A 19,607-nucleotide genomic window follows, 5' to 3' on the forward strand; every position below is an offset into this window, starting at 1 on the left:
TAAAAGCGGAAACGGCCGCAAACCTCGCAGTGCGGCAAATTCGCCCGCCGCACTGCGGCGCTGGCACAATGCCCGCTGGGCACGGCGCGCGAGCGGCATCGCGGCGGCGGCGTGCCGATGTCGCTCCCGGCGTTAAGCGCCGTTTAAGGCATGCTCGCCAGAATCCGCGGCACGCCCGCCGCGCGGCGGCGCCGAACGGGCGCGCCGGGCGCGGCGCAGCCGTCCGCCCGGCGTCGCCGGCCTCACATCAGGAAGCTCATGACTCAATCGATGCAAGCCCTCGCCCCCGTTCCGGACGACCCGTCGCGACATCCGTCTCCGATATCCACGTGGAGCCTCATCAAGCCCTATTGGGTCTCCGAAGAGTGGAAGGTCGCGTGGGGACTGCTCGTCACGATCGTCGCGATCAACCTGACGCTCGTGTGGATCAACGTGCGGATCAACTCGTGGAGCGCATCGTTCTACAACGCGCTGCAATCGAAGGACGTGCGCGACTTCCCGAGCCTGCTGATCACGTTCGCGGTGCTCGCGTTCGCGTTCATCATCCTCGCGGTATACAGCCTCTACCTGCGGCAGATGCTCGGCTTCCGCTGGCGCCAGTGGCTGACGACGCGCTTCCTGCACGAATGGCTCGGCGACCGCAACTTCTACCGGATCGAGCGCGACCGGCTCGCCGACAACCCCGACCAGCGGATCGCAGACGACCTGCAGTCGCTCGCGTCGACGACGCTGTCGCTGTCGCTCGATCTGCTGTCGACGGTCGTCACGCTGATCTCGTTCGCGACGATCCTCTGGTCGATCGCCGGCGCGGCGACGATCACGCTCGGCGGCCATGCGATCACGATCCCCGGCTACATGGTGTGGGTCGCGATGATCTACGCGATCGCCGGCTCGTACGTAATGCACCGCTTCGGCCATCCGCTCGTGTCGATCAACTACCAGCAGCAGCGCGTCGAGGCGGACTTCCGCTTCAGTCTGATCCGCATCCGCGAGAACGCCGAGCAGATCGCGTTCTACGACGGCGAGCCCGTCGAGACCGCGCACGAGCAGAACCTGTTCCAGCGGATCCGCGAGAACTGGTGGCGCGTGATGCGCTACACGAAGCGTCTCACGTTCGTGCTGAACTTCTACGCGCAGCTCGCGAGCCTCTTTCCGATCGCGGTCGCCGCGCCCCGCTACTTCGCGGGCGCGTTCACGTTCGGCGTGCTGATACAGATCAGCCGTGCGTTCAGCACCGTCAGCGACTCGTTCTCATGGTTCATCAACAGTTACGGCACGCTCGCCGAGTGGCGCGCGACCGTCAACCGTCTGCGCGAATTCAAGCGTGTGATGGGCGCGTCGCACCTGAAGGAAGCGATGTCGCCCGCGACCGAGCACGGCGGCATCAACCTGCACTACGTCGACACGGCCGAAATCACGACGTCGGGCCTGAAGCTCGCGCTGCCGAATGGCGCGGCGCTCGCGTCGATTGGCGACGTCGCGATCCAGCCCGGCTCGCGCTGGCTCGTGCGCGGGCCGTCCGGCTCCGGCAAGAGCACGCTGATGCGCGCGCTCGCGGGCCTCTGGCCGTTCGGCGACGGCGCGATCGATGCGCCCGTCGACGCGCGGATGATGTTCGTCCCGCAGCAGAGCTACCTGCCGATCGGCACGCTGAAGGCGGCGCTCGCGTATCCGTCGGCCGTCGACACGTTCAGCGACGACGCATGCCGCGACGCGCTGCGCGCATGCAGCCTCGGCGACTACGCAGAGCGGCTCGGCGAGACCGGCCACTGGACGCGCATCCTGTCGCCCGGCGAGCAGCAGCGTCTCGCGGGCGCGCGCGTGCTGCTGCACAAGCCCGACTATCTGTTCCTCGACGAAGCGACGAGCGCGCTCGACGCCGACAACGAAGCGCGCCTCTACCGGCTCTTCGACGAGCGGCTGCCGAAGGCGGCGATCGTCAGCATCGCGCACCGCGAATCGGTCGCGTCGTTCCACGAGCAGACGCTCGACGTGCGCCGCGATGAAGCGAGGGTCGCCGCGTGAGCGTTGCGCGTTCTCGCGTCGTGCTGATCGCGGGATCGGGGATCGGGGATCGGGGCTCGGGGATCGGCGCGGCGCCCGGCGTCGCGCTGATGCGGCCGTGCGCACGGTGCGGGCGAAGCCGCGCGCGTGCGGCTCGCCGCGGTGGCCGATCGATGCCGCGCGGCGGGCGCCGCATGCGCGACGTTCGCCGCGGATCTCGTCGCCGGGCACGAGCCGGAGATCGATCTCGACGAGTTGACGCCCATCGAAGATTGATTGCCCACCCGCCTGGCGGATGACGCGAGCTGCGGACAACAAAAGAACTGCAAGCGGAAACGGCACTGAGAAGCACCGAGGCCAGGTAGTGTCGCCGAACGCCGGTCGGCGACACAGCCGGTCATTTCGTTAGATGAGCAAAAGAAAGGCTATCGAACGACAAGCGGCCAACGCCGCGATCGCTTCGGGAGCCTGAGCATTCAGCGAAATGCCGATCAACGACAACGCCCCGCGCTACGCTAGCCCCACCGTCATCCACGCAGCGCCGCCGACGCGAGCACCCGATGCTCGGCGCCCGGGCGCGTGAGAATGCTCTCGTAGAGCGTGAGCGCTTCGAACCGCAACGCGAGCGGCATGCCGCTCGCGGCATCGTTCGCGCTGTCGACCGCCACGCGATGCGCGTCGCGCGGAAACCGCGCGATCGTCACGTGCGGCTTGAACGCGCGGCTGTCGGGCGGCAAGCCGAGCTCGCGCAACGTGCCGCCCACCCGCTCGCCGAGCGCGAGCAATTGAGGCTGCGGCGCGAGCTCCGCAACGACGAGCCGCGCATGCGCGGTGCTCGGCCAGCAGACGACGCGCTCGACGTCGACGGGCGGCACCGCGTCGAGCGCCGCGAGTTCGGCAAGGCGTGCGCCGAGCCGCTCGCTCTTCGTCCGCTCGACTGCGCCGAGGAACGCGATCGTCACGTGCAATTGATCGCGCGACGTACGCCGCGCGCCGGCGGCGACGGGCAAAGCCGCGAGCGCGTCGCGCGACGCCCGATCGAGCGTGAGCGCGACGAAGCAGCGCAGCCGGTCGCCCGCCATCGTCACCGCGCGGAGCCGAGCGGCTCCGCGGCCTGAGCCGCGCCCGCGACACCCGCGCCGCGCGCCGCCGCGAGCTTGTCGCCCTGCGGCAGCGGCCCGTGGTCGCCCCACACGTCTTCCGGGAGCACCTTGGCGAGCGCGGGAATCGTCTTGCGCGTGAACACCGGATCGGCCACGCCCGCCGCGCGCTGGCGCTGGTAATCGCGCCACGCTGCAAGCGCGTACTTGCCGAGCGCGAGAATCGCGAGCAGGTTGATGAGCGCCATCAGGCCCATGCTCGTGTCGGCCATCGCCCACACGAGCGGCAGTTGGCCGACGCTGCCGAACATCACCATCCCGAGCACCGCGAGACGGAAAATCAGCAGCGCGCCGCGGCGCCGCGTGACGAACTCGACGTTGCCTTCCGCATACGCGTAGTTGCCGATCACCGACGAGAACGCGAGGAAGAAGATCGCCACCGCCATGTAGATGCCTCCCCAGTCGCCGACGTGGCTCGAGATCGCGCGCTGCGTGAGCGCCGCGCCTTCCATCGACGTGCCCGGCTCGTACTGCCCCGACAACAGGATCACGAACGCGGTCGCGCTGCAGATCACGATCGTGTCGACGAACACGCCGAGCATCTGGATCAGGCCCTGCGTGACCGGATGCCGCGTGCTCGCGGTCGCGGCCGCGTTCGGCGCGCTGCCCATCCCGGCTTCGTTCGAGAACAGGCCGCGCTTCACGCCGATCGACACCGCCTGGCTCACCGCATAGCCGGCGAAGCCGCCCGCCGCCTGATCGAGGCCGAACGCGCTCTTCACGATGAGCACGATCATCTCCGGCACGAGCGCGACATGCGTCGCGACCGCGTAGACGGCGAGCGCGAGATAGCCGATCGCCATCACGGGCACGATCACCTGCGCGACGTGCGCGATCCGGCGAATGCCGCCGAAGATGATCGGCGCCGTCAGCGCGACGAGCCCGAGCCCGACCGCGGCGCGGCTGAAGCCGAACGACGTGTTGAACGCCTCGGCGATCGCATTCGCCTGCACCGCGTTGAACACGAAGCCGAACGCGAGGATCAGCGACAGCGAGAACAGCACGCCGAAGCCGCGCGAGCGCAGCCCGATCTGGATGTAGTACGCGGGACCGCCGCGATACGTGCCGTCATGATGCGACACCTTGAAGATTTGCGCGAGCGTCGCTTCGACGAACGCGGACGACATCCCGACGAGCGCCGTCATCCACATCCAGAAGATCGCGCCCGGGCCGCCCACCGTCATCGCGACCGCGACGCCCGCGATGTTGCCCGTGCCGACGCGGCTCGCGAGCCCGGTCGCGAACGCCTGGAACGACGAGATGCTGCCCGGCTCGCCCTTGCTGCCGACGAGGCGCATGCTGAGGAACAGCGCGCGCAGCTGGATCATCCTGAAGCGCAGCGTGAACCACACGCCGGCGCCGAGCAGCAGCGCAATCAGCACGTAGTTCCAGAGAATGCCGTTGATCCCGTCGATCAACGTATGCACAAAGCCTTCCATCCATCATCTCCTGATTTGGGGGCGGATTATTCTTGATTCCGGTCATAGCCGGCCGAGGGCCGACATGATATGACAGGTTTCGCCGACACTTACAAAATGAAATTTTTGTAGAGAAAGATGAAAGGATGTGCACGATGCGCGGCGCCCATCGACGACGCCTTCGCGATCCGTGCGACGCGCGCGCCGCCGAGCGATCGCGCATAAAAAAACCGGGCGCCCTAATGGACGCCCGGTTCGTCGAAACGACGCTTTGGCGAACGATGCTCGCTCAGCGCGGCAGTTCCGAGCTGCCCGTCAGGTACGCATCGACCGAGCGCGCGCACTGTCGGCCTTCGCGGATCGCCCAGACGACGAGCGACTGGCCCCGGCGCATGTCGCCCGCGGCGAACACCTTGTCGACCGACGTGTAGTACGCGCGATCGCCTTCGGTGCCCGCACGCGCGTTGCCGCGCGCGTCCTTCGCGACGCCGAACGCGTCGAGCACGGGCGCGGCCGGCTGCGTGAAGCCCATCGCGAGCAGCACGAGATCGGCCTTGATCTCGAACTCGGAATTCGGCACTTCCTGCATCTTGCCGTCGACCCACGCGACGCGCACCGCGATCAGCTTCTCGACCTTGCCGTTCTTGCCTTCGAAGCGCTTCGTCGCGACCGCCCAGTCGCGCTCGCAGCCTTCGTCGTGCGACGATGACGTGCGCAGCTTGATCGGCCAGTACGGCCACACGAGCGGCTTGTTCTCCGCTTCGGGCGGCTGCGGCAGCAGCTCGAACTGCGTGATGTGCTTCGCGCCGTGGCGGTTCGACGTGCCGACGCAGTCCGAGCCCGTATCGCCGCCGCCGATCACGACGACGTGCTTGCCCTTCGCGAGCAGTTGATCGGGCACCTTGTCGCCCGCGTTCACCTTGTTCTGCTGCGGCAGGAAATCCATCGCGTAATGGATGCCCGCGAGCTCGCGGCCCGGCACCGGCAGATCGCGCGGCGTTTCCGAGCCGCCCGCGATCACGACCGCGTCGAACGCGTCCTTCAGCGTGTCGGGCGAGATCGTTTCCTTCGCCATGTTGCCGATCGATTCGGGCAGCGGCTCGCGGCCGATGAACACGCTCGAGCGGAACGTCACGCCTTCCGCCTCCATCTGGCGCATCCGGCGGTCGATCAGCCACTTCTCGAGCTTGAAGTCGGGGATTCCGTAGCGCAGCAGGCCGCCGATCCGGTCGCTCTTCTCGAACACCGTCACCTCGTGGCCCGCGCGCGCGAGCTGCTGCGCGGCGGCGAGGCCCGCGGGGCCCGAGCCGACGACCGCGACCTTCTTGCCCGTCTTGTGCGCGGCCGGCTGCGGCTCGACCCAGCCTTCCGACCACGCCTTGTCGATGATCGCGTGCTCGATCGACTTGATGCCGACGGGATCGTCGTTGATCCCGAGCGTGCACGCCGCTTCGCACGGCGCCGGACAGATGCGGCCCGTGAACTCGGGGAAGTTGTTCGTCGAGTGCAGCACTTCGATCGCCTGCCGCCAATCGTGGCGATACACGAGATCGTTGAAATCCGGAATGATGTTGTTGACGGGGCACCCGCTGTTGCAGAACGGGATGCCGCAATCCATGCAGCGCGCGCCCTGGATCTTCGCGTCCTCATCGGTGAGTGCCGCGACGAATTCCTTGTAGTGCTTCACGCGCGTGAGCGGTGCTTCGTACGCCTCGTGGCGGCGTTCGAACTCCAGAAAACCGGTTGCCTTGCCCATAAGGTTCTCTTCTGAATCTGTTGAATCGAGTAAGGGGGACCCGCACCCGTCCATCGGACGGGCGCGTTCGCTATGTCGTCGAGCCGCCCTGCATCAGGCGGCGAGCACCTCGTTGGCTTTCTTCTTCGCGCCGATTTCGCCGAGCGCGCGCTTGTATTCGTGCGGGAACACCTTCACGAACTGGCGGCGCGCCGCATCCCAGTTCTCGAGCAGCGACTTCGCGCGCGGCGAGCCGGTGAACTGGAAGTGACGCTCGACGAGCCCCTTGAGGAGCGCTTCGTCCGTCACGCCGACGTGCCAGAGTGCGGGATCGACCGTGCGCTCCTGCTCGGCCTGCTGCAGCACCGGATCGAGCGCGACCATCGCCTTGTTGCACTTCGCGGCGAACGTGCCGTCCGGGTCGTACACGTATGCGACGCCGCCCGACATGCCCGCGGCGAAGTTGCGCCCGGTCTCGCCGAGCACGACGACCGTGCCGCCCGTCATGTATTCGCAGCCGTGATCGCCCGTACCTTCGACGACCGCCGTCGCGCCCGAGTTGCGCACGCAGAAGCGCTCGCCCGCGACGCCGCGGAAGAACGCTTCGCCTTCGAGCGCGCCGTACATCACCGTGTTGCCGCAGATGATGTTCTCCTCGGACTTGCCGCGGAAGTCGTTGGTCGGACGGATGATGATCCGGCCGCCCGACAGGCCCTTGCCGACGTAATCGTTGCCGTCGCCGACGAGGTCGAGCGTCACGCCCTTCGCGAGAAACGCGCCGAAGCTCTGGCCCGCCGTGCCCTTCAACTGGATGTGGACCGCGTCGTCGGCGAGGCCGTCGTGACCGTGCTTCTTCGCGATCGCGCCGGACAGCATCGCGCCGACCGTGCGGTTCACGTTGCGCACCGGCTGGATGAACGACACGTGCTCGCCGTTCTCGATCGCGGCCTTCGCTTTCTCGATCAGCGTGTGGTCGAGCGAGCGCTCGAGGCCGTGGTCCTGCGACTCGAGGTGGCGGCGCGCAATGCCCTCGCAGCCTTCCGGCTGATAGAACACGCGCGTGAAGTCGAGGCCCTTCGCCTTCCAGTGCTCGACGCCGCGGCGCATGTCGAGCAGATCGGCGCGGCCGACGAGATCGTCGAACTTCGCGATGCCGAGCTGCGCCATGATCTCGCGCGCTTCCTCGGCGACGAAGAAGAAGTAGTTGACGACGTGCTCGGGCTGGCCCGAGAACTTCGCGCGCAGCACGGGGTCCTGCGTCGCGACGCCGACCGGGCACGTGTTCAGATGGCACTTGCGCATCATGATGCAGCCTTCGACGACGAGCGGCGCCGTCGCGAAGCCGAATTCGTCCGCGCCGAGGAGCGCGCCGATCACGATGTCGCGCCCCGTCTTCATCTGGCCGTCGGCCTGCACGCGGATGCGGCCGCGCAGGCGGTTCAGCACGAGCGTCTGCTGCGTCTCGGCGAGGCCGAGCTCCCACGGCGTGCCCGCGTGCTTGATCGACGACAGCGGCGAGGCGCCCGTGCCGCCGTCATGCCCCGCGATCACGACGTGATCGGCCTTCGCCTTCGCGACGCCCGCCGCGACCGTGCCGACGCCCACTTCCGACACGAGCTTCACCGAGATGCTCGCGACCGGATTGACGTTCTTCAGGTCGTGGATCAGTTGCGCGAGATCTTCGATCGAATAGATGTCGTGGTGCGGCGGCGGCGAGATGAGACCGACGCCCGGCACCGAATAGCGCAGCTTGCCGATGTACTCGGACACCTTGTGGCCCGGCAACTGGCCGCCTTCGCCCGGCTTCGCGCCCTGCGCCATCTTGATCTGGATCTGGTCCGCCGACGCGAGGTACTCGGCCGTCACGCCGAAGCGGCCCGATGCGACCTGCTTGATCTTCGAGCGCAGCGAATCGCCTTCCTTGAGCGGAATGTCGCGGACGATTTCGTCGCCGATCACCGACTTCAGCGTGTCGCCGACCTTGATCGGAATGCCGCGCAGCTCGTTGCGATAGCGGTGCTCGTCCTCGCCGCCTTCGCCGGTGTTCGACTTGCCGCCGATCCGGTTCATCGCGATCGCGAGCGTCGTGTGCGCTTCCGTGCTGATCGAGCCGAGCGACATCGCGCCCGTCGCGAAGCGCTTGACGATGTCCTTCGCCGACTCGACTTCGTCGATCGGAATCGCCTTCATCGGATCGACCTTGAACTCGAACAGGCCGCGCAGCGTCATGTGGCGCTTGGTCTGATCGTTGATGAGGTGCGCATATTCCTTGTACGTCTGGTACGAGTTGCCGCGCGTCGCGTGCTGCAGCTTCGCGATCGAATCGGGCGTCCACATGTGGTCTTCGCCGCGCACGCGGAACGCGTACTCGCCGCCCGCGTCAAGCATGTCGGCGAGCACCGGGTTGTCGCCGAACGCGTCGCGGTGCATGCGGATCGCCTCGTCGGCCACGTCGAACAGGCCGATGCCGCCCACCTTCGACGCCGTGCCCTTGAAGTACTTCTCGACGAGATCGGTCGACAGGCCGAGGGCCTCGAAGATCTGCGCGCCGGTGTACGACATGTAGGTGGAGATGCCCATCTTCGACATCACCTTCTGCAGGCCCTTGCCGACCGCCTTCGTGAAGTTGTAGATCGCCTTCTCCGGCGACAGGTCGCCCGGCAGGCCTTGCGCCATCTTCGCGAGCGTTTCCATCGCGAGGTACGGGTGCACGGCTTCCGCGCCGTAGCCGGCCAGCAGCGCGAAGTGGTGCGTCTCGCGCGCGGAGCCCGTCTCGACGACGAGGCCCGTGCTCGTGCGCAGCCCCTGCTGCACGAGGTGCGTGTGGATCGCCGACGTCGCGAGGAGCGCCGGGATCGCGACGTTCTCGGCGTCCGTCTTGCGGTCCGACACGATGAGGATGTTGTAGCCCGACTTCACCGCGTCGACGGCCTCCGCGCACAGCGACGCGAGGCGCGCCTCGATGCCTTCCTTGTCCCACGCGACCGGATAGCAGATGTTCAGCTCGTACGCGCTGAACTTGCCGCCCGTGTAGCGATCGATCGAGCGGATCTTCGCGATGTCCTTGAAGTCGAGCACGGGCTGCGACACTTCGAGGCGCATCGGCGGGTTGATGTTGTTCGTGTCGAGCAGGTTCGGCTTCGGGCCGATGAACGACACGAGCGACATCACCATGTTCTCGCGGATCGGGTCGATCGGCGGGTTCGTGACCTGCGCGAACAGTTGCTTGAAGTAGTGATAGAGCGTCTTGTTCTTGTTCGACATGACGGCCAACGGCGAATCGTTGCCCATCGAGCCGACCGCTTCCTCGCCCTGCTGCGCCATCGGGGCCATCAGGAACTTGAGGTCTTCCTGCGTGTAGCCGAACGCCTGCTGGCGATCGAGCAGCACAGCCGACGCGCGGCGCTCGGCCGCGACGTCCGCGTCCTCCGGCTCGATCTCGTCGAGCTTGATGCGGACCGCGTCGATCCAGCTCTTGTACGGCTTCGCGTTCGCGAGGTTGTCCTTCAGCTCCTTGTCGTCGATGATCCGGCCGTGCTCCATGTCGATCAGGAACATCTTGCCCGGCTGCAGACGCCACTTCTTGACGATCTTCGATTCGGGAATCGGCAGCACGCCCGATTCCGACGCCATGATCACGAGATCGTCGTCGGTGATGATGTAGCGGGCCGGACGCAGGCCGTTGCGGTCGAGCGTCGCGCCGATCTGGCGGCCGTCGGTGAACGCGATCGCGGCGGGACCGTCCCACGGCTCCATCATCGCGGCGTGGTATTCGTAGAACGCGCGGCGGTTGTCGTCCATCAGCGTGTGCTGTTCCCACGCTTCCGGAATCATCATCATCACCGCGTGCACGAGCGGATAGCCGGCCATCACGAGCAGTTCGAGGCAGTTGTCGAACGAAGCCGTATCCGACTGGCCCGGATAGATCAGCGGCCAAAGCTTCGGCAGATCGTCGCCGAGCACGTGCGACGCGATCGCGCCGGTACGCGCATTCAGCCAGTTGACGTTGCCCTTCACCGTGTTGATTTCGCCGTTGTGCGCGATCATCCGGTACGGGTGGGCCAGCTCCCACGCGGGGAACGTGTTCGTCGAGAAGCGCTGGTGCACGAGCGCGAGCGCGGAGACGACGCGCTCGTCCTGCAGATCGCGGTAGTACACGCCGACCTGGCCGGCGAGCAGCAGGCCCTTGTAGACGACCGTGCGCGCGGACATCGACGGCACGAAGTACTCCTTGCCGTGCTTGAGCTTGAGCGCCTGGATCCGGTGGCTCGCGGTCTTGCGGATCACGTAGAGCTTGCGCTCGAGCGCGTCCGTCACCATCACGTCCTTGCCGCGGCCGATGAAGATCTGGCGGATCACGGGCTCGCTCGCCTTCACCGCGGGCGAGATCGGCATCGCATGATCGACCGGCACATCGCGCCAGCCGAGCACGACCTGGCCTTCCGCCTTCACCGTGCGCTCGAGCTCCTGCTCGCACGCGATCCGCGACGCGCTCTCCTTCGGCAGGAAGATCATGCCTACCCCATATTCGCCGGCGGGCGGCAGCGTCACGCTCTGCTTCGCCATCTCCTCGCGATAGAACGCGTTCGGGATCTGGATCAGGATGCCCGCGCCGTCGCCCATCAGCGGATCGGCACCGACCGCGCCGCGGTGATCGAGATTCTCGAGGATCTTCAGACCCTGCTCGACGATTTCGTGGGTCTTCTTGCCCTTGATGTGAGCGACGAAGCCGACGCCACAGGCATCGTGCTCGTTTTGCGGGTCGTACAGACCTTGCGCGGCGGGAATCGCGCTCTGCGGCTGCTGGTGGTCGATCATGGGGACACCGTCTGTAATGGGCCTAACGGCCGTTGAACCATTTGCTTGTTGCCCGTCGCCCCCGCCTCCCGGTGGAGCGCAACGCGGCCGGCCGGGACAGAGCGCAGCGCGCCCGGACCGCCGGAATTCGGAATATACGCGACGAATCAATGGAATAGCAAATTAATGCCGATGATACGCCCCCAATTATCATCTTGGTGCGCGATCACGCTGTTTTATTAGGGCCGCATTAAAATGGGGCAAAAATAAGCGGCACCCTCGGGTGCCGCCTCGCGCGCCACCGCCAACGCGCTCACTGCTGGATGGGCGGCGTATTCTCGCGCACCTTGCGGGGCCGCCCGCGCGGCAGCGGCGACACGCGCCGGTTCGCCGTGCGCGCCGCCCATTCGCGGTAGGTCTCGCCGCCCAGCACCCAGCCCTTCAACGTCGCCTGCTGAAGCTGATCGGCCTGGCGCTCGTCGAGCGGCTGCTCGCACAGCTCCTTGTACGCGCGCTGCCGCTCGAACGGCGTGTTGCCGAGCGCCCAGTACAGCGGATGGTCGGTGATCAGGCTGTCGACGGTGAGGCCGACGTGATGCCGATAGCTCGACCAGCGGTACGCTTCGGGGCTCGTCACGAGCTGCGCGCGCAGGGGGCTCATCTCGACGACGCGGCTCGCGAGCAGGAAGTAGCGCTCGCCCTCGATCACGGTCGCGCGATAGCGCCCTTCCCACAACGTGCCGCGCCGCGAGTAGCGCCGGTTGAAATGCGCGACGTAGCGGCGGCCGACCGCCTGCATCGCTTTCGGCAGGCTGGCCTCGTCGCTCGGCGTGACAAGAAGCTGGACCTGGCGCGGCAGCAGCACGTATGCATGCACCGCCAGATGATGATCGCGCGCCGCCGCCTTCAGGCAATCGATGAATAATTCGTAATCCTGGTCGTCGACGAACGCCGGTTGCTGATCCAGGCCGCGTAGAATCACGTGCTGCGGCTGATCGGGAACGTAAAGTCGTGCTAGCCGTGCCATGCTGAATGTCCGTTTGATCGCGTTAGGAAATACCCGAAGGCTCGTATAAGTGCGTCCGCGTCAAAGCCCGTCGCGGTGCGGGAATGCGCACGGTCGTGCGAATTCTAGGGAAAATGCTCTAGCTTACAACTCTGTTCTGTTTGAAACGCCGTCGTCATAATGAGCACGCCCTTTTATCGGAGGAGACAAAGGATGAAACAAAAAATGGCCATTACGGGGGCCGTTGCGCTCGCTTTCGCGGCAGCCACGACCGCAGCGCACGCACAATCCGCAGGTAGCTTCTACGTCACGACCGGCTGGTTCCACCTTGCCCCTCAGGACAGCAGCGATCCGCTGAAAGTCATGAACGTCGGCGGCACGCCCGTCAACCAATCGGTGCCCAACACGGGAGCCGGCATCGATAATGCCGATACCATCGGCTTGGCCGCCGGCTACTTCGTGACGGATCATATCGTCACTGAATTGGTCGCCGGGATCCCGCCAAGGTTCAATCTGAACGGCAAAGGCTCGCTCGAACAGTTCGGCGTGCTCGGTCATGCTTACCAATGGAGCCCGGCAATCCTCCTCAAGTATTACTTCAACGACGCGAAGGCGAAGTTCCGGCCTTACGTCGGCATCGGCGCTTCGTACATCTGGTTCACCGGCGCGAAGATCACCAACACTGCATTCGAGCGTGGCGCGCTCGGCGGTCCGACGAGCGTGACGACCAGCAATCAGTGGGCGCCCGTCATCAATGCAGGCTTTACTTACAATTTCACCGATCGCTGGTTCGGCGGGCTGTCGGTGTCGTACATCCCCGTCAGCCTGACGGCCACGCTGACGACGCAGCGCCCGACGCCGATCGGCACGCTCACGCAGACCTCGCAAGCGAAGATCACGCTGAATCCGATCGTGACCTACCTGAACATCGGCTACCGTTTCTAAGCGTAGTCGAATATTTGGGGAATGGTTAATTCCGCTGCAATTTGTAGCGGAATTTTCTTGAGGTTACGAGGCGGCCATCGCCTCTTGCTCCAGCGGGGTTCCGTCGGAGCGGTTTCGTTCGCGCATTGCACGCAAACCGCCGATTTCATCCTTCGCGATCGGCGAAGCCCGGCCCGATCAGGTCGATCCGGTCCGTGCAAATGACGTCCACGCCCCACTGCACGAGCTCGCGGGCCCGTGCAAGGTCGTTCACCGTGTACGCGAGAATGCGCAGCCCCGCCGCTTTCACGTCGCGCACGAGCGCCTCGTTGAATTGCGCGTGATGCGCGTGCAGCGACACGCAGCCGAGCCTTTGTGTCTCCTCCAACCAATCGGCCGGAATCTCCTCGTACAGCATCCCGCGCGGCAGGTCCGGCGCCGCCGCGCGCGCAGCGCCGAGCGCCGCCGCCGAGAACGACGACAGCAGCGGCGGCACGGCGGCGGCGCGCCACAGCGCGGCCGCTTCCGCCGCGACGACGCGGCCCGTTTCTTCGTCGCGCTCCGGGCACGGCTTGATCTCGACGTTCACCGCCAGCCCGAGCGCAAGGCAGCGCGCCGCCGCCTGCGCAAGCGTCGGCATCCGCTCGCCCGAAAAGCGCGCGTCGAACCACGCGCCGGCGTCGAGCGCCTCGAGTGCCGCGTAGCGCATCTCGCGCGCGAGCCCCGTTCCGCTCGACGTGCGCTCGACCGTGTCGTCGTGCAGCAGGAACGCGACGCCGTCCGCCGACAGCTTCGCGTCGAATTCGACCATCGTATGTCCGTAGCGCGCGCCCGCGTCGAGCGCGGCCAGCGTGTTTTCCGGCGCGAGCGCGCCGCCGCCGCGGTGCGCGACCACGCGCGGATAAGGCCAGGTTTGCAGGATCGTCATCGCAGTCTCGTCGGAAGCGGTGGGTCGAATCAACCGGCGCGCTTGCCCGTCGCCGGATCGAAGAAATGCAGATGCTGCGCGGGCAGCGCAACGGGCAGCGTCTCGCCGCGCGCCGGACGCATCGCGTGCGGCAGCCGCACCGCGACGTCGTGCGTGCCCCAGCGGCCGTGCGCGAGGTTGTCCGCGCCAAGCAGTTCGCACGAATCGACCGCGAGCGACGCGGGCGCCGCGCCCGGCTGCGGCGTCATGTGCTCTGGGCGCACGCCGAGTATCCATTCGCACCCGCGCGCGATCTCGCGGCCGACGCCCGCCGCGCCCGCGACCGGCAGCCTGGGGCCGCCGTCCGCGACGTCGAACGTCGCGCCGTCTTCGGACAGCAGCCCGTGCAGCAGGTTCATCGCCGGCGAGCCGATGAAGCTCGCGACGAACGTCGTCGCCGGTTTCTCGTACACGTCGACGGGCGCGCCGATCTGCTCCGCATTGCCGCGATTCATCACAATCACACGCTGCGCGAGCGTCATCGCTTCGATCTGGTCGTGCGTCACGTAGACGCTCGTCGTCGCGAGGCGCGCGTGCAGGCGCTGGATCTCGAGACGCATCTGCACCCGCAGCTTCGCGTCGAGGTTCGACAGCGGCTCGTCGAACAGGAACACCGACGGCTCGCGCACGATTGCGCGCCCCATCGCGACGCGCTGCCGCTGCCCGCCCGACAGCTCGCGCGGCCGCCGCGACAAGAGCGGCCCGAGCTCGAGAATCTGCGCGGCCGCCTGAACGCGCGCGTCGATCAGCGCGCGGTCGACGCCGCGGATCTTGAGCCCGTAGCCCATGTTCTGCGTGACCGTCATATGCGGATACAGCGCGTAGTTCTGGAACACCATCGCGATGTCGCGATCCTTCGGCTCGAGCGCGTTGACGACGCGGCCGCCGATCTCGATCTCGCCTTCCGTCACCGTCTCGAGGCCGGCGATCATCCGCAGCAGCGTCGACTTCCCGCAGCCCGACGGCCCGACGAGCACGACGAACTCGCCGTCGGCGATGTCGACGTCGATCCCGTGCAGCACGTATTGCGCGCCGTCGTAACTTTTCCTGACGCCCTTCAAGCTCAGCGCGGCCATGCTTCGACATCCTCCAGATTGCGTTTCATTTTTCCGAATCGACGAGACCGCGCACGAACCAGCGCTGCATCGCGAGCACGACGACGAGCGGCGGCAGCATCGCGACGAGCGTCGCCGCCATCACGAGATGCCACTCGGTCGCGGCGTCTCCGCTCGCGATCATCGATTTGATGCCGACGACGGCCGTCGTCAGCGACGCGTCGGTCGTGATCAGGATCGGCCACAGATATTGATTCCAGCCATAAATGAACGTGATCACGAAAAGCGCCGCGATGCTCGTCTTCGACAGCGGCAGCACGACGTCCCAGAAGAAACGCAGCGGCCCCGCGCCGTCGATGCGCGCGGCATCGACGAGCTCGTCCGGCAGCGTCATGAAGAACTGCCGGAACAGGAACGTCGCCGTCGCCGATGCGATGAGGGGCAGCGTCAGGCCCGCGTAGCTGTTCGTCAGATGCAGCGTCGATACGACCTGCACGGTCGGAAAGATCCGCACCTCGACGGGCAGCATCAGCGTGACGAAGATCAGCCAGAACGCGGCATTGCGCAGCGGAAAGCGAAAATAGACGATCGCGTACGCGGACAGGATCGATACCGCGATCTTGCCTACCGCGATCACGAGCGCCATCACGATGCTGTTCATGAGCAGCGTGCCGAACGGCGTCGTCATCCCGCCGCTGCCGCGCTGCCAGACGGCGGCGACGTTCTCGACGAGATGCGTGCTCGGCACGAGCCGCAGCGGCACCGTGAACACTTCGTGCGCGTTCATCGTCGCCGCGCAGAAGCCGACGTACACCGGGAACACGATGACCGCGATCCCGGCGATCAGCACCGCGTGGCAGAACAGGTCGAAGCCCTTGCGATTCTCGATCATGCGTATTGCACCCTGCGCTCGACGAAGCGGAACTGGACGACCGTCAGCACGACGACGATCGCCATCAGCACGACCGATTGCGCACCCGAGCTGCCGATGTCGAGCCCCTGAAAACCTTCCGCGTAGATCTTGTAGATCAGCGTCTTCGTGCTCTGCCCCGGGCCGCCCGCGGTGGCGGCGTCGATCACCGGGAACGTGTCGAAGAACGCGTAGACGAGATTGACGACGAGCAGGAAAAAGCTCGTCGGCGACAGCAGCGGCAGCGCGATGTGGAAGAAGCGCCGCACGGGGCCCGCGCCGTCGATCGCCGCCGCCTCGATCAGCGAGCGCGGAATCGCCTGCAGTCCTGCGTAGAAGAACAGGAAGTTGTAGCTGACCTGCTTCCACACCGACGCGATCACGACGAGCAGCATCGCCTGGCCGCCGTTCAGCGCGTGATTCCAGACGACGCCGAAGTACGCGAGCGCATACGTGATCACGCCGATGCTCGGGTTGAACAGGAACGCCCACAGCACGGCGGCGATCATCGGCGCGACCGCGTACGGCCAGATGAGGAGCGTCCGGTACGCGCGCCCGCCGCGAATCACGCGATCGGCGCACGCGGCAAGCAGCAGCGCCACGACGAGCCCGCAGACGGTCACGCTCGCGCTGAACGCGAGCGTCGTCTTGAACGACTCGACGTAGAGCGGATCGGCGAACAGGTGCGCGAAGTTGCCGAAGCCGACGAACGCGCTCGACGTGCCGAACGCATCCTGCATCTGCGTCGACTGCCAGAGCGCGACGCCCGCCGGCCATAGGAAAAAGATCGCGGTGATCGCGAGCTGCGGCGCGACGAGCATGTACGGCAAGGCGCTCGCGCCGAAACGGGAACGAGGTGTCATCGACAGGATTCCGAACAGATGTCAGACGAATGCCGCCGCCCGCGGCCGCCAGCGCGGCCCGCTCGCGCGCGAAGCGGGGCGGGCGGACTGCGACGGCGGCCGCGACGCGCGGCGGCGGGCGCTCAACCGCCCGACTTCTCGAAGCGGCGCAGCAGCTCGTCGCCGCGCGCGGCGGCCGAATCGAGCGCCGCCTTCGGCGTCTTCTTCTGCGCCCACACCTGCTCGAGCTCCTCGTCGACGATCGTGCGGATCTGCGGCATGTTGCCGAGCCGCAGCCCCTTCGTGTACGGCAGCGGCGGCTTGTTCATCATCTGCTTGATCGCGGTGTCCGCGCCCGGATGCTTCGCGTAGAAGCCCTGCTCGCGCGCGAGATCGTACGCGGCGGTCGTCACGGGCAGGTAGCCCGTGTCTTCGTGCCACTTCGCGGCGACGGCGGGCGAGCTCAGATACGCGAGAAATTTCGCGACGCCCTTGTACGTGGCCGGGTCCTTGCCCGCAAGCACCCACAGGCTCGCGCCGCCGATGATCGCGTTCTGCGGCGCGCCCTTCACGTTCGCGTCGTACGGCATCATCCCAGTGCCGAAGTCGAACTTCGCGTACTTGTGGATCGTCGCGAGCGCGCCCGACGACGTCGTCATGATCGCGCAGTCGCCGCTGTAGAACTTCGCGGTCGCCTCGTCCTTACGGCCGACGTACGTGAACGTGCCGTCCTTCGCCATGTCCTGCAGGAACTGGATGTGCGCGATCTGCTGCGGCTTGTTGAAGTCAAGCGTCGCGTCGGCGCCGTCGAAGCCGTTGTTGCGCGTCGCGAACGGCAGGCCGTGCCACGCGCTGTAGTTCTCGAGCTGAATCCAGCCCTGCCAGCCCGTCGTGTAGCCGCACGCGTAGCCCGCTTTCTTCAGCTTTTCCGCGTCGGCCTTCACGTCGGCCCACGTCTTCGGCGGCTGGTTCGGATCGAGCCCCGCCTTCTTGAACGCGTCCTTGTTGTAATACAACACGGGCGTCGAGCTGTTGAACGGCATCGACACGAGATGCCCCGTCGTCGCATCGCTGTAATAGCTCGCGACGGTCGGCACGAACGCCTTTTCGTCGAGCGGCACACCCGCCTGGCGAAACACGTCGGACACGGGCAGCACCGCCTTCTTCGCCTGCATCATCGTCGCCGTGCCCACTTCGTACACCTGCAGGATCGCCGGCGCGTTGCCGCTGCGATATGCGGCGATGCCCGCCGCGAGCGCCTGGTCGTAGGCTCCCTTGAAGACCGGCACGATCTTGTAGTCAGTTTGCGATGCGTTGAATTGCGCGGCGATGTCGTTCACGCGCTCGCCGAGCGCCGCCTCCATCGCATGCCAGAACTGGATCTCGGTGGCAGCGCACGCCGCCTGCTGCGCGCCGAACCAAAGCACGCTCCCGAGCGCGAGCGAACGAACCAGCGTCTTGTATTTCATCGACCTCTCTCCTTTTCTCCTCGGTCCGGGCAACACGCGCCGCACCGCCGCCCGTCCGCGCCGGACGCGGCGAGCCGGACAGTTTAGTTTTCGTCCATGACAAACAAGCGTTGATACTCTTTCAGCGCAAAGCGATCGGTCATGCCGGCGATGTAGTGCGCGACGAGGCGCGGCTGCTGCGCGGCGTCCGCCGCCTGATAGTCGGGCGGCAGCAGGCGCGGGTCGCCGGTGAACGCGTTGAAGAGGCCGGTGACGACCCGTTGCGCCTTGCTCGCCATCCGCATCACGCGGTAGTGACGGTACAGGTTCTTGAACAGGAAGCGCTTGAGCGCCGCCGCCTGCGCGGCGATCCGCTCGCCGTGCGCGACGAGGGGCGGCGCCGCGCGCACGTCGTCGAGCGACGCCGGGGCGTGGCGCGCGAGATTGTGCGTCGTCGCGTCGATCAGATCGACGATCAGCGTGTTGATGATCCGGCGCACCGTCTCGTGCACGAGGCGGCGGCCTTCGAGATGCGGGTACTCGGCGAGCGCCGCCTCGTAATGGCCTTGCCACAGCTCGACTTCCGCGAGTTGCTCGATCGTGATGAGACCCGAGCGCAGGCCGTCGTCGACGTCGTGATTGTTGTACGCGATTTCGTCCGCGATGTTCGCGAGCTGCGCTTCGAGCGACGGCTGCCAGCCCTGCAGGAACCGCTCGCCGAGTTCGCCGAGCTTGCGCGCGTTCTCGCGCGAGCAGTGCTTGAGAATCCCTTCGCGGGTCTCGAAGCACAGATTCAGCCCGTTGAACGCGCCGTAGTGCTCCTCGAGCTCGTCGACGACGGCAAGGCTCTGCAGATTGTGCTCGAAGCCGCCGTAGTCGCGCATGCACGCGTTGAGCGCGTCCTGCCCCGCGTGGCCGAACGGTGTGTGGCCGAGATCGTGCGCGAGCGAGATTGCTTCGACGAGATCTTCGTTCAGGCGCAGGTTGCGCGCGACGGAGCGGGCGATCTGCGCGACTTCGAGACTGTGCGTGAGACGCGTGCGGAACAGATCGCCTTCGTGGTTCACAAAGACCTGCGTCTTGTATTCGAGTCGTCTGAACGCGGTTGAGTGCACGATGCGGTCGCGATCGCGCTGGAACTCGGTGCGCGCGGCGGGCGGCGCCTCGGGATAGCGCCGGCCGCGCGATTGCGACGCGTGCGCCGCATACGGCGCAAGATGCGCTTCGAGCGCGGCGGTGGTCGGCGCAGCGACAGGGATCGTCTGCTCGCCGCGCGCGCGCGCGGGTTGCGCGTCGCGCGTTTCGCGTGGGATGCCGCCGGGTATTTCGCTCACCGTGTCG

At 66.6% G+C, this 19,607-nt stretch carries 13 protein-coding genes; 2 read left to right on the top strand and 11 right to left on the bottom strand.

Annotation, left to right across the window (positions count from 1 at the left end; translation table 11 throughout):
* The first annotated feature begins 258 nt into the window (after positions 1–258).
* Positions 259–2,025, top strand: a complete 1,767-nt coding sequence (locus WS62_RS26415; protein ID WP_066577246.1) for an ABC transporter ATP-binding protein/permease — start codon at positions 259–261, stop codon at positions 2,023–2,025.
* Positions 2,026–2,531: 506 nt separating this feature from the next.
* Here WS62_RS26415 and thpR read toward each other — a convergent pair.
* The 5 genes from thpR to WS62_RS26440 form a co-directional block, all read right to left on the bottom strand.
* The gene (gene thpR / locus WS62_RS26420) at positions 2,532–3,092 is read right to left on the bottom strand and encodes an RNA 2',3'-cyclic phosphodiesterase (RefSeq protein WP_066577181.1); all 561 of its coding nucleotides are present in this window, start codon (positions 3,090–3,092) and stop codon (positions 2,532–2,534) included.
* Complete coding sequence (locus WS62_RS26425; RefSeq protein ID WP_066577184.1) at positions 3,089–4,603, bottom strand: alanine/glycine:cation symporter family protein; 1,515 nt, start codon at positions 4,601–4,603, stop codon at positions 3,089–3,091. Before WS62_RS26425 ends, thpR begins: the two co-directional genes overlap by 4 nt.
* 268 nt (positions 4,604–4,871) lie before the next feature.
* The gene (locus WS62_RS26430; RefSeq protein WP_066577190.1) at positions 4,872–6,338 is read right to left on the bottom strand and encodes a glutamate synthase subunit beta; all 1,467 of its coding nucleotides are present in this window, start codon (positions 6,336–6,338) and stop codon (positions 4,872–4,874) included.
* Positions 6,339–6,431: 93 nt separating this feature from the next.
* On the bottom strand, positions 6,432–11,135 hold the full coding sequence (locus tag WS62_RS26435; RefSeq protein ID WP_066577193.1) for a glutamate synthase-related protein: 4,704 nt from the start codon (positions 11,133–11,135) through the stop codon (positions 6,432–6,434).
* Positions 11,136–11,427: 292 nt separating this feature from the next.
* Positions 11,428–12,141, bottom strand: a complete 714-nt coding sequence (locus WS62_RS26440; RefSeq protein WP_066493971.1) for a transposase — start codon at positions 12,139–12,141, stop codon at positions 11,428–11,430.
* Between the two features lie 192 nt (positions 12,142–12,333).
* On the opposite strand from WS62_RS26440, the gene WS62_RS26445 reads away from it, so the two are divergent.
* Positions 12,334–13,065 carry an OmpW/AlkL family protein gene (locus tag WS62_RS26445; RefSeq protein WP_066577195.1) on the top strand — a complete coding sequence of 244 codons (732 nt, stop codon included), beginning with the start codon at positions 12,334–12,336 and terminating at the stop codon, positions 13,063–13,065.
* Positions 13,066–13,210: 145 nt separating this feature from the next.
* Here WS62_RS26445 and ugpQ read toward each other — a convergent pair whose 3' ends face one another.
* The 6 genes from ugpQ to WS62_RS26475 all read right to left on the bottom strand — a co-directional run bounded on the left by ugpQ (position 13,211) and on the right by WS62_RS26475 (position 19,600).
* Entirely contained in the window at positions 13,211–13,972 is a 762-nt protein-coding gene (gene ugpQ, locus WS62_RS26450; protein ID WP_066577197.1) for a glycerophosphodiester phosphodiesterase, read from the bottom strand.
* 29 nt (positions 13,973–14,001) lie between these two features.
* Complete coding sequence (locus tag WS62_RS26455) at positions 14,002–15,087, bottom strand: sn-glycerol-3-phosphate import ATP-binding protein UgpC (protein ID WP_066577199.1); 1,086 nt, start codon at positions 15,085–15,087, stop codon at positions 14,002–14,004.
* A gap of 25 nt (positions 15,088–15,112) precedes the next feature.
* A complete protein-coding gene (gene ugpE / locus WS62_RS26460) occupies positions 15,113–15,958 on the bottom strand; it encodes a sn-glycerol-3-phosphate ABC transporter permease UgpE (protein WP_066577201.1) in 846 nt (281 codons plus the stop codon).
* On the bottom strand, positions 15,955–16,839 hold the full coding sequence (gene ugpA, locus WS62_RS26465) for a sn-glycerol-3-phosphate ABC transporter permease UgpA (protein ID WP_066577204.1): 885 nt from the start codon (positions 16,837–16,839) through the stop codon (positions 15,955–15,957). The genes ugpE and ugpA overlap by 4 nt, the downstream gene beginning before the upstream one ends.
* Positions 16,840–16,961: 122 nt before the next feature.
* Positions 16,962–18,287, bottom strand: coding sequence for a sn-glycerol-3-phosphate ABC transporter substrate-binding protein UgpB (gene ugpB / locus WS62_RS26470; RefSeq protein ID WP_066577207.1), 1,326 nt, complete (start codon positions 18,285–18,287; stop codon positions 16,962–16,964).
* A gap of 83 nt (positions 18,288–18,370) precedes the next feature.
* A complete protein-coding gene (locus tag WS62_RS26475) occupies positions 18,371–19,600 on the bottom strand; it encodes a deoxyguanosinetriphosphate triphosphohydrolase (RefSeq protein WP_059472207.1) in 1,230 nt (409 codons plus the stop codon).
* Between the last annotated feature and the right edge of the window lie 7 nt (positions 19,601–19,607).

The organism is Burkholderia sp. ABCPW 14 (genome assembly GCF_001523835.1).
Classification (GTDB): domain Bacteria; phylum Pseudomonadota; class Gammaproteobacteria; order Burkholderiales; family Burkholderiaceae; genus Burkholderia; species Burkholderia mayonis.

Bases quoted from the DNA above. Each gene is read 5' to 3' on its own strand.
- WS62_RS26415 (WP_066577246.1), top strand. From the start codon at position 259: ATGACTCAATCGATGCAAGCCCTCGCCCCCGTTCCGGACGACCCGTCG.
- WS62_RS26425 (WP_066577184.1), bottom strand. From the start codon at position 4,603: ATGGAAGGCTTTGTGCATACGTTGATCGACGGGATCAACGGCATTCTC.
- WS62_RS26430 (WP_066577190.1), bottom strand. From the start codon at position 6,338: ATGGGCAAGGCAACCGGTTTTCTGGAGTTCGAACGCCGCCACGAGGCG.
- WS62_RS26435 (WP_066577193.1), bottom strand. From the start codon at position 11,135: ATGATCGACCACCAGCAGCCGCAGAGCGCGATTCCCGCCGCGCAAGGT.
- WS62_RS26440 (WP_066493971.1), bottom strand. From the start codon at position 12,141: ATGGCACGGCTAGCACGACTTTACGTTCCCGATCAGCCGCAGCACGTG.
- WS62_RS26445 (WP_066577195.1), top strand. From the start codon at position 12,334: ATGAAACAAAAAATGGCCATTACGGGGGCCGTTGCGCTCGCTTTCGCG.
- ugpQ (WP_066577197.1), bottom strand. From the start codon at position 13,972: ATGACGATCCTGCAAACCTGGCCTTATCCGCGCGTGGTCGCGCACCGC.
- WS62_RS26455 (WP_066577199.1), bottom strand. From the start codon at position 15,087: ATGGCCGCGCTGAGCTTGAAGGGCGTCAGGAAAAGTTACGACGGCGCG.
- ugpE (WP_066577201.1), bottom strand. From the start codon at position 15,958: ATGATCGAGAATCGCAAGGGCTTCGACCTGTTCTGCCACGCGGTGCTG.
- ugpA (WP_066577204.1), bottom strand. From the start codon at position 16,839: ATGACACCTCGTTCCCGTTTCGGCGCGAGCGCCTTGCCGTACATGCTC.
- ugpB (WP_066577207.1), bottom strand. From the start codon at position 18,287: ATGAAATACAAGACGCTGGTTCGTTCGCTCGCGCTCGGGAGCGTGCTT.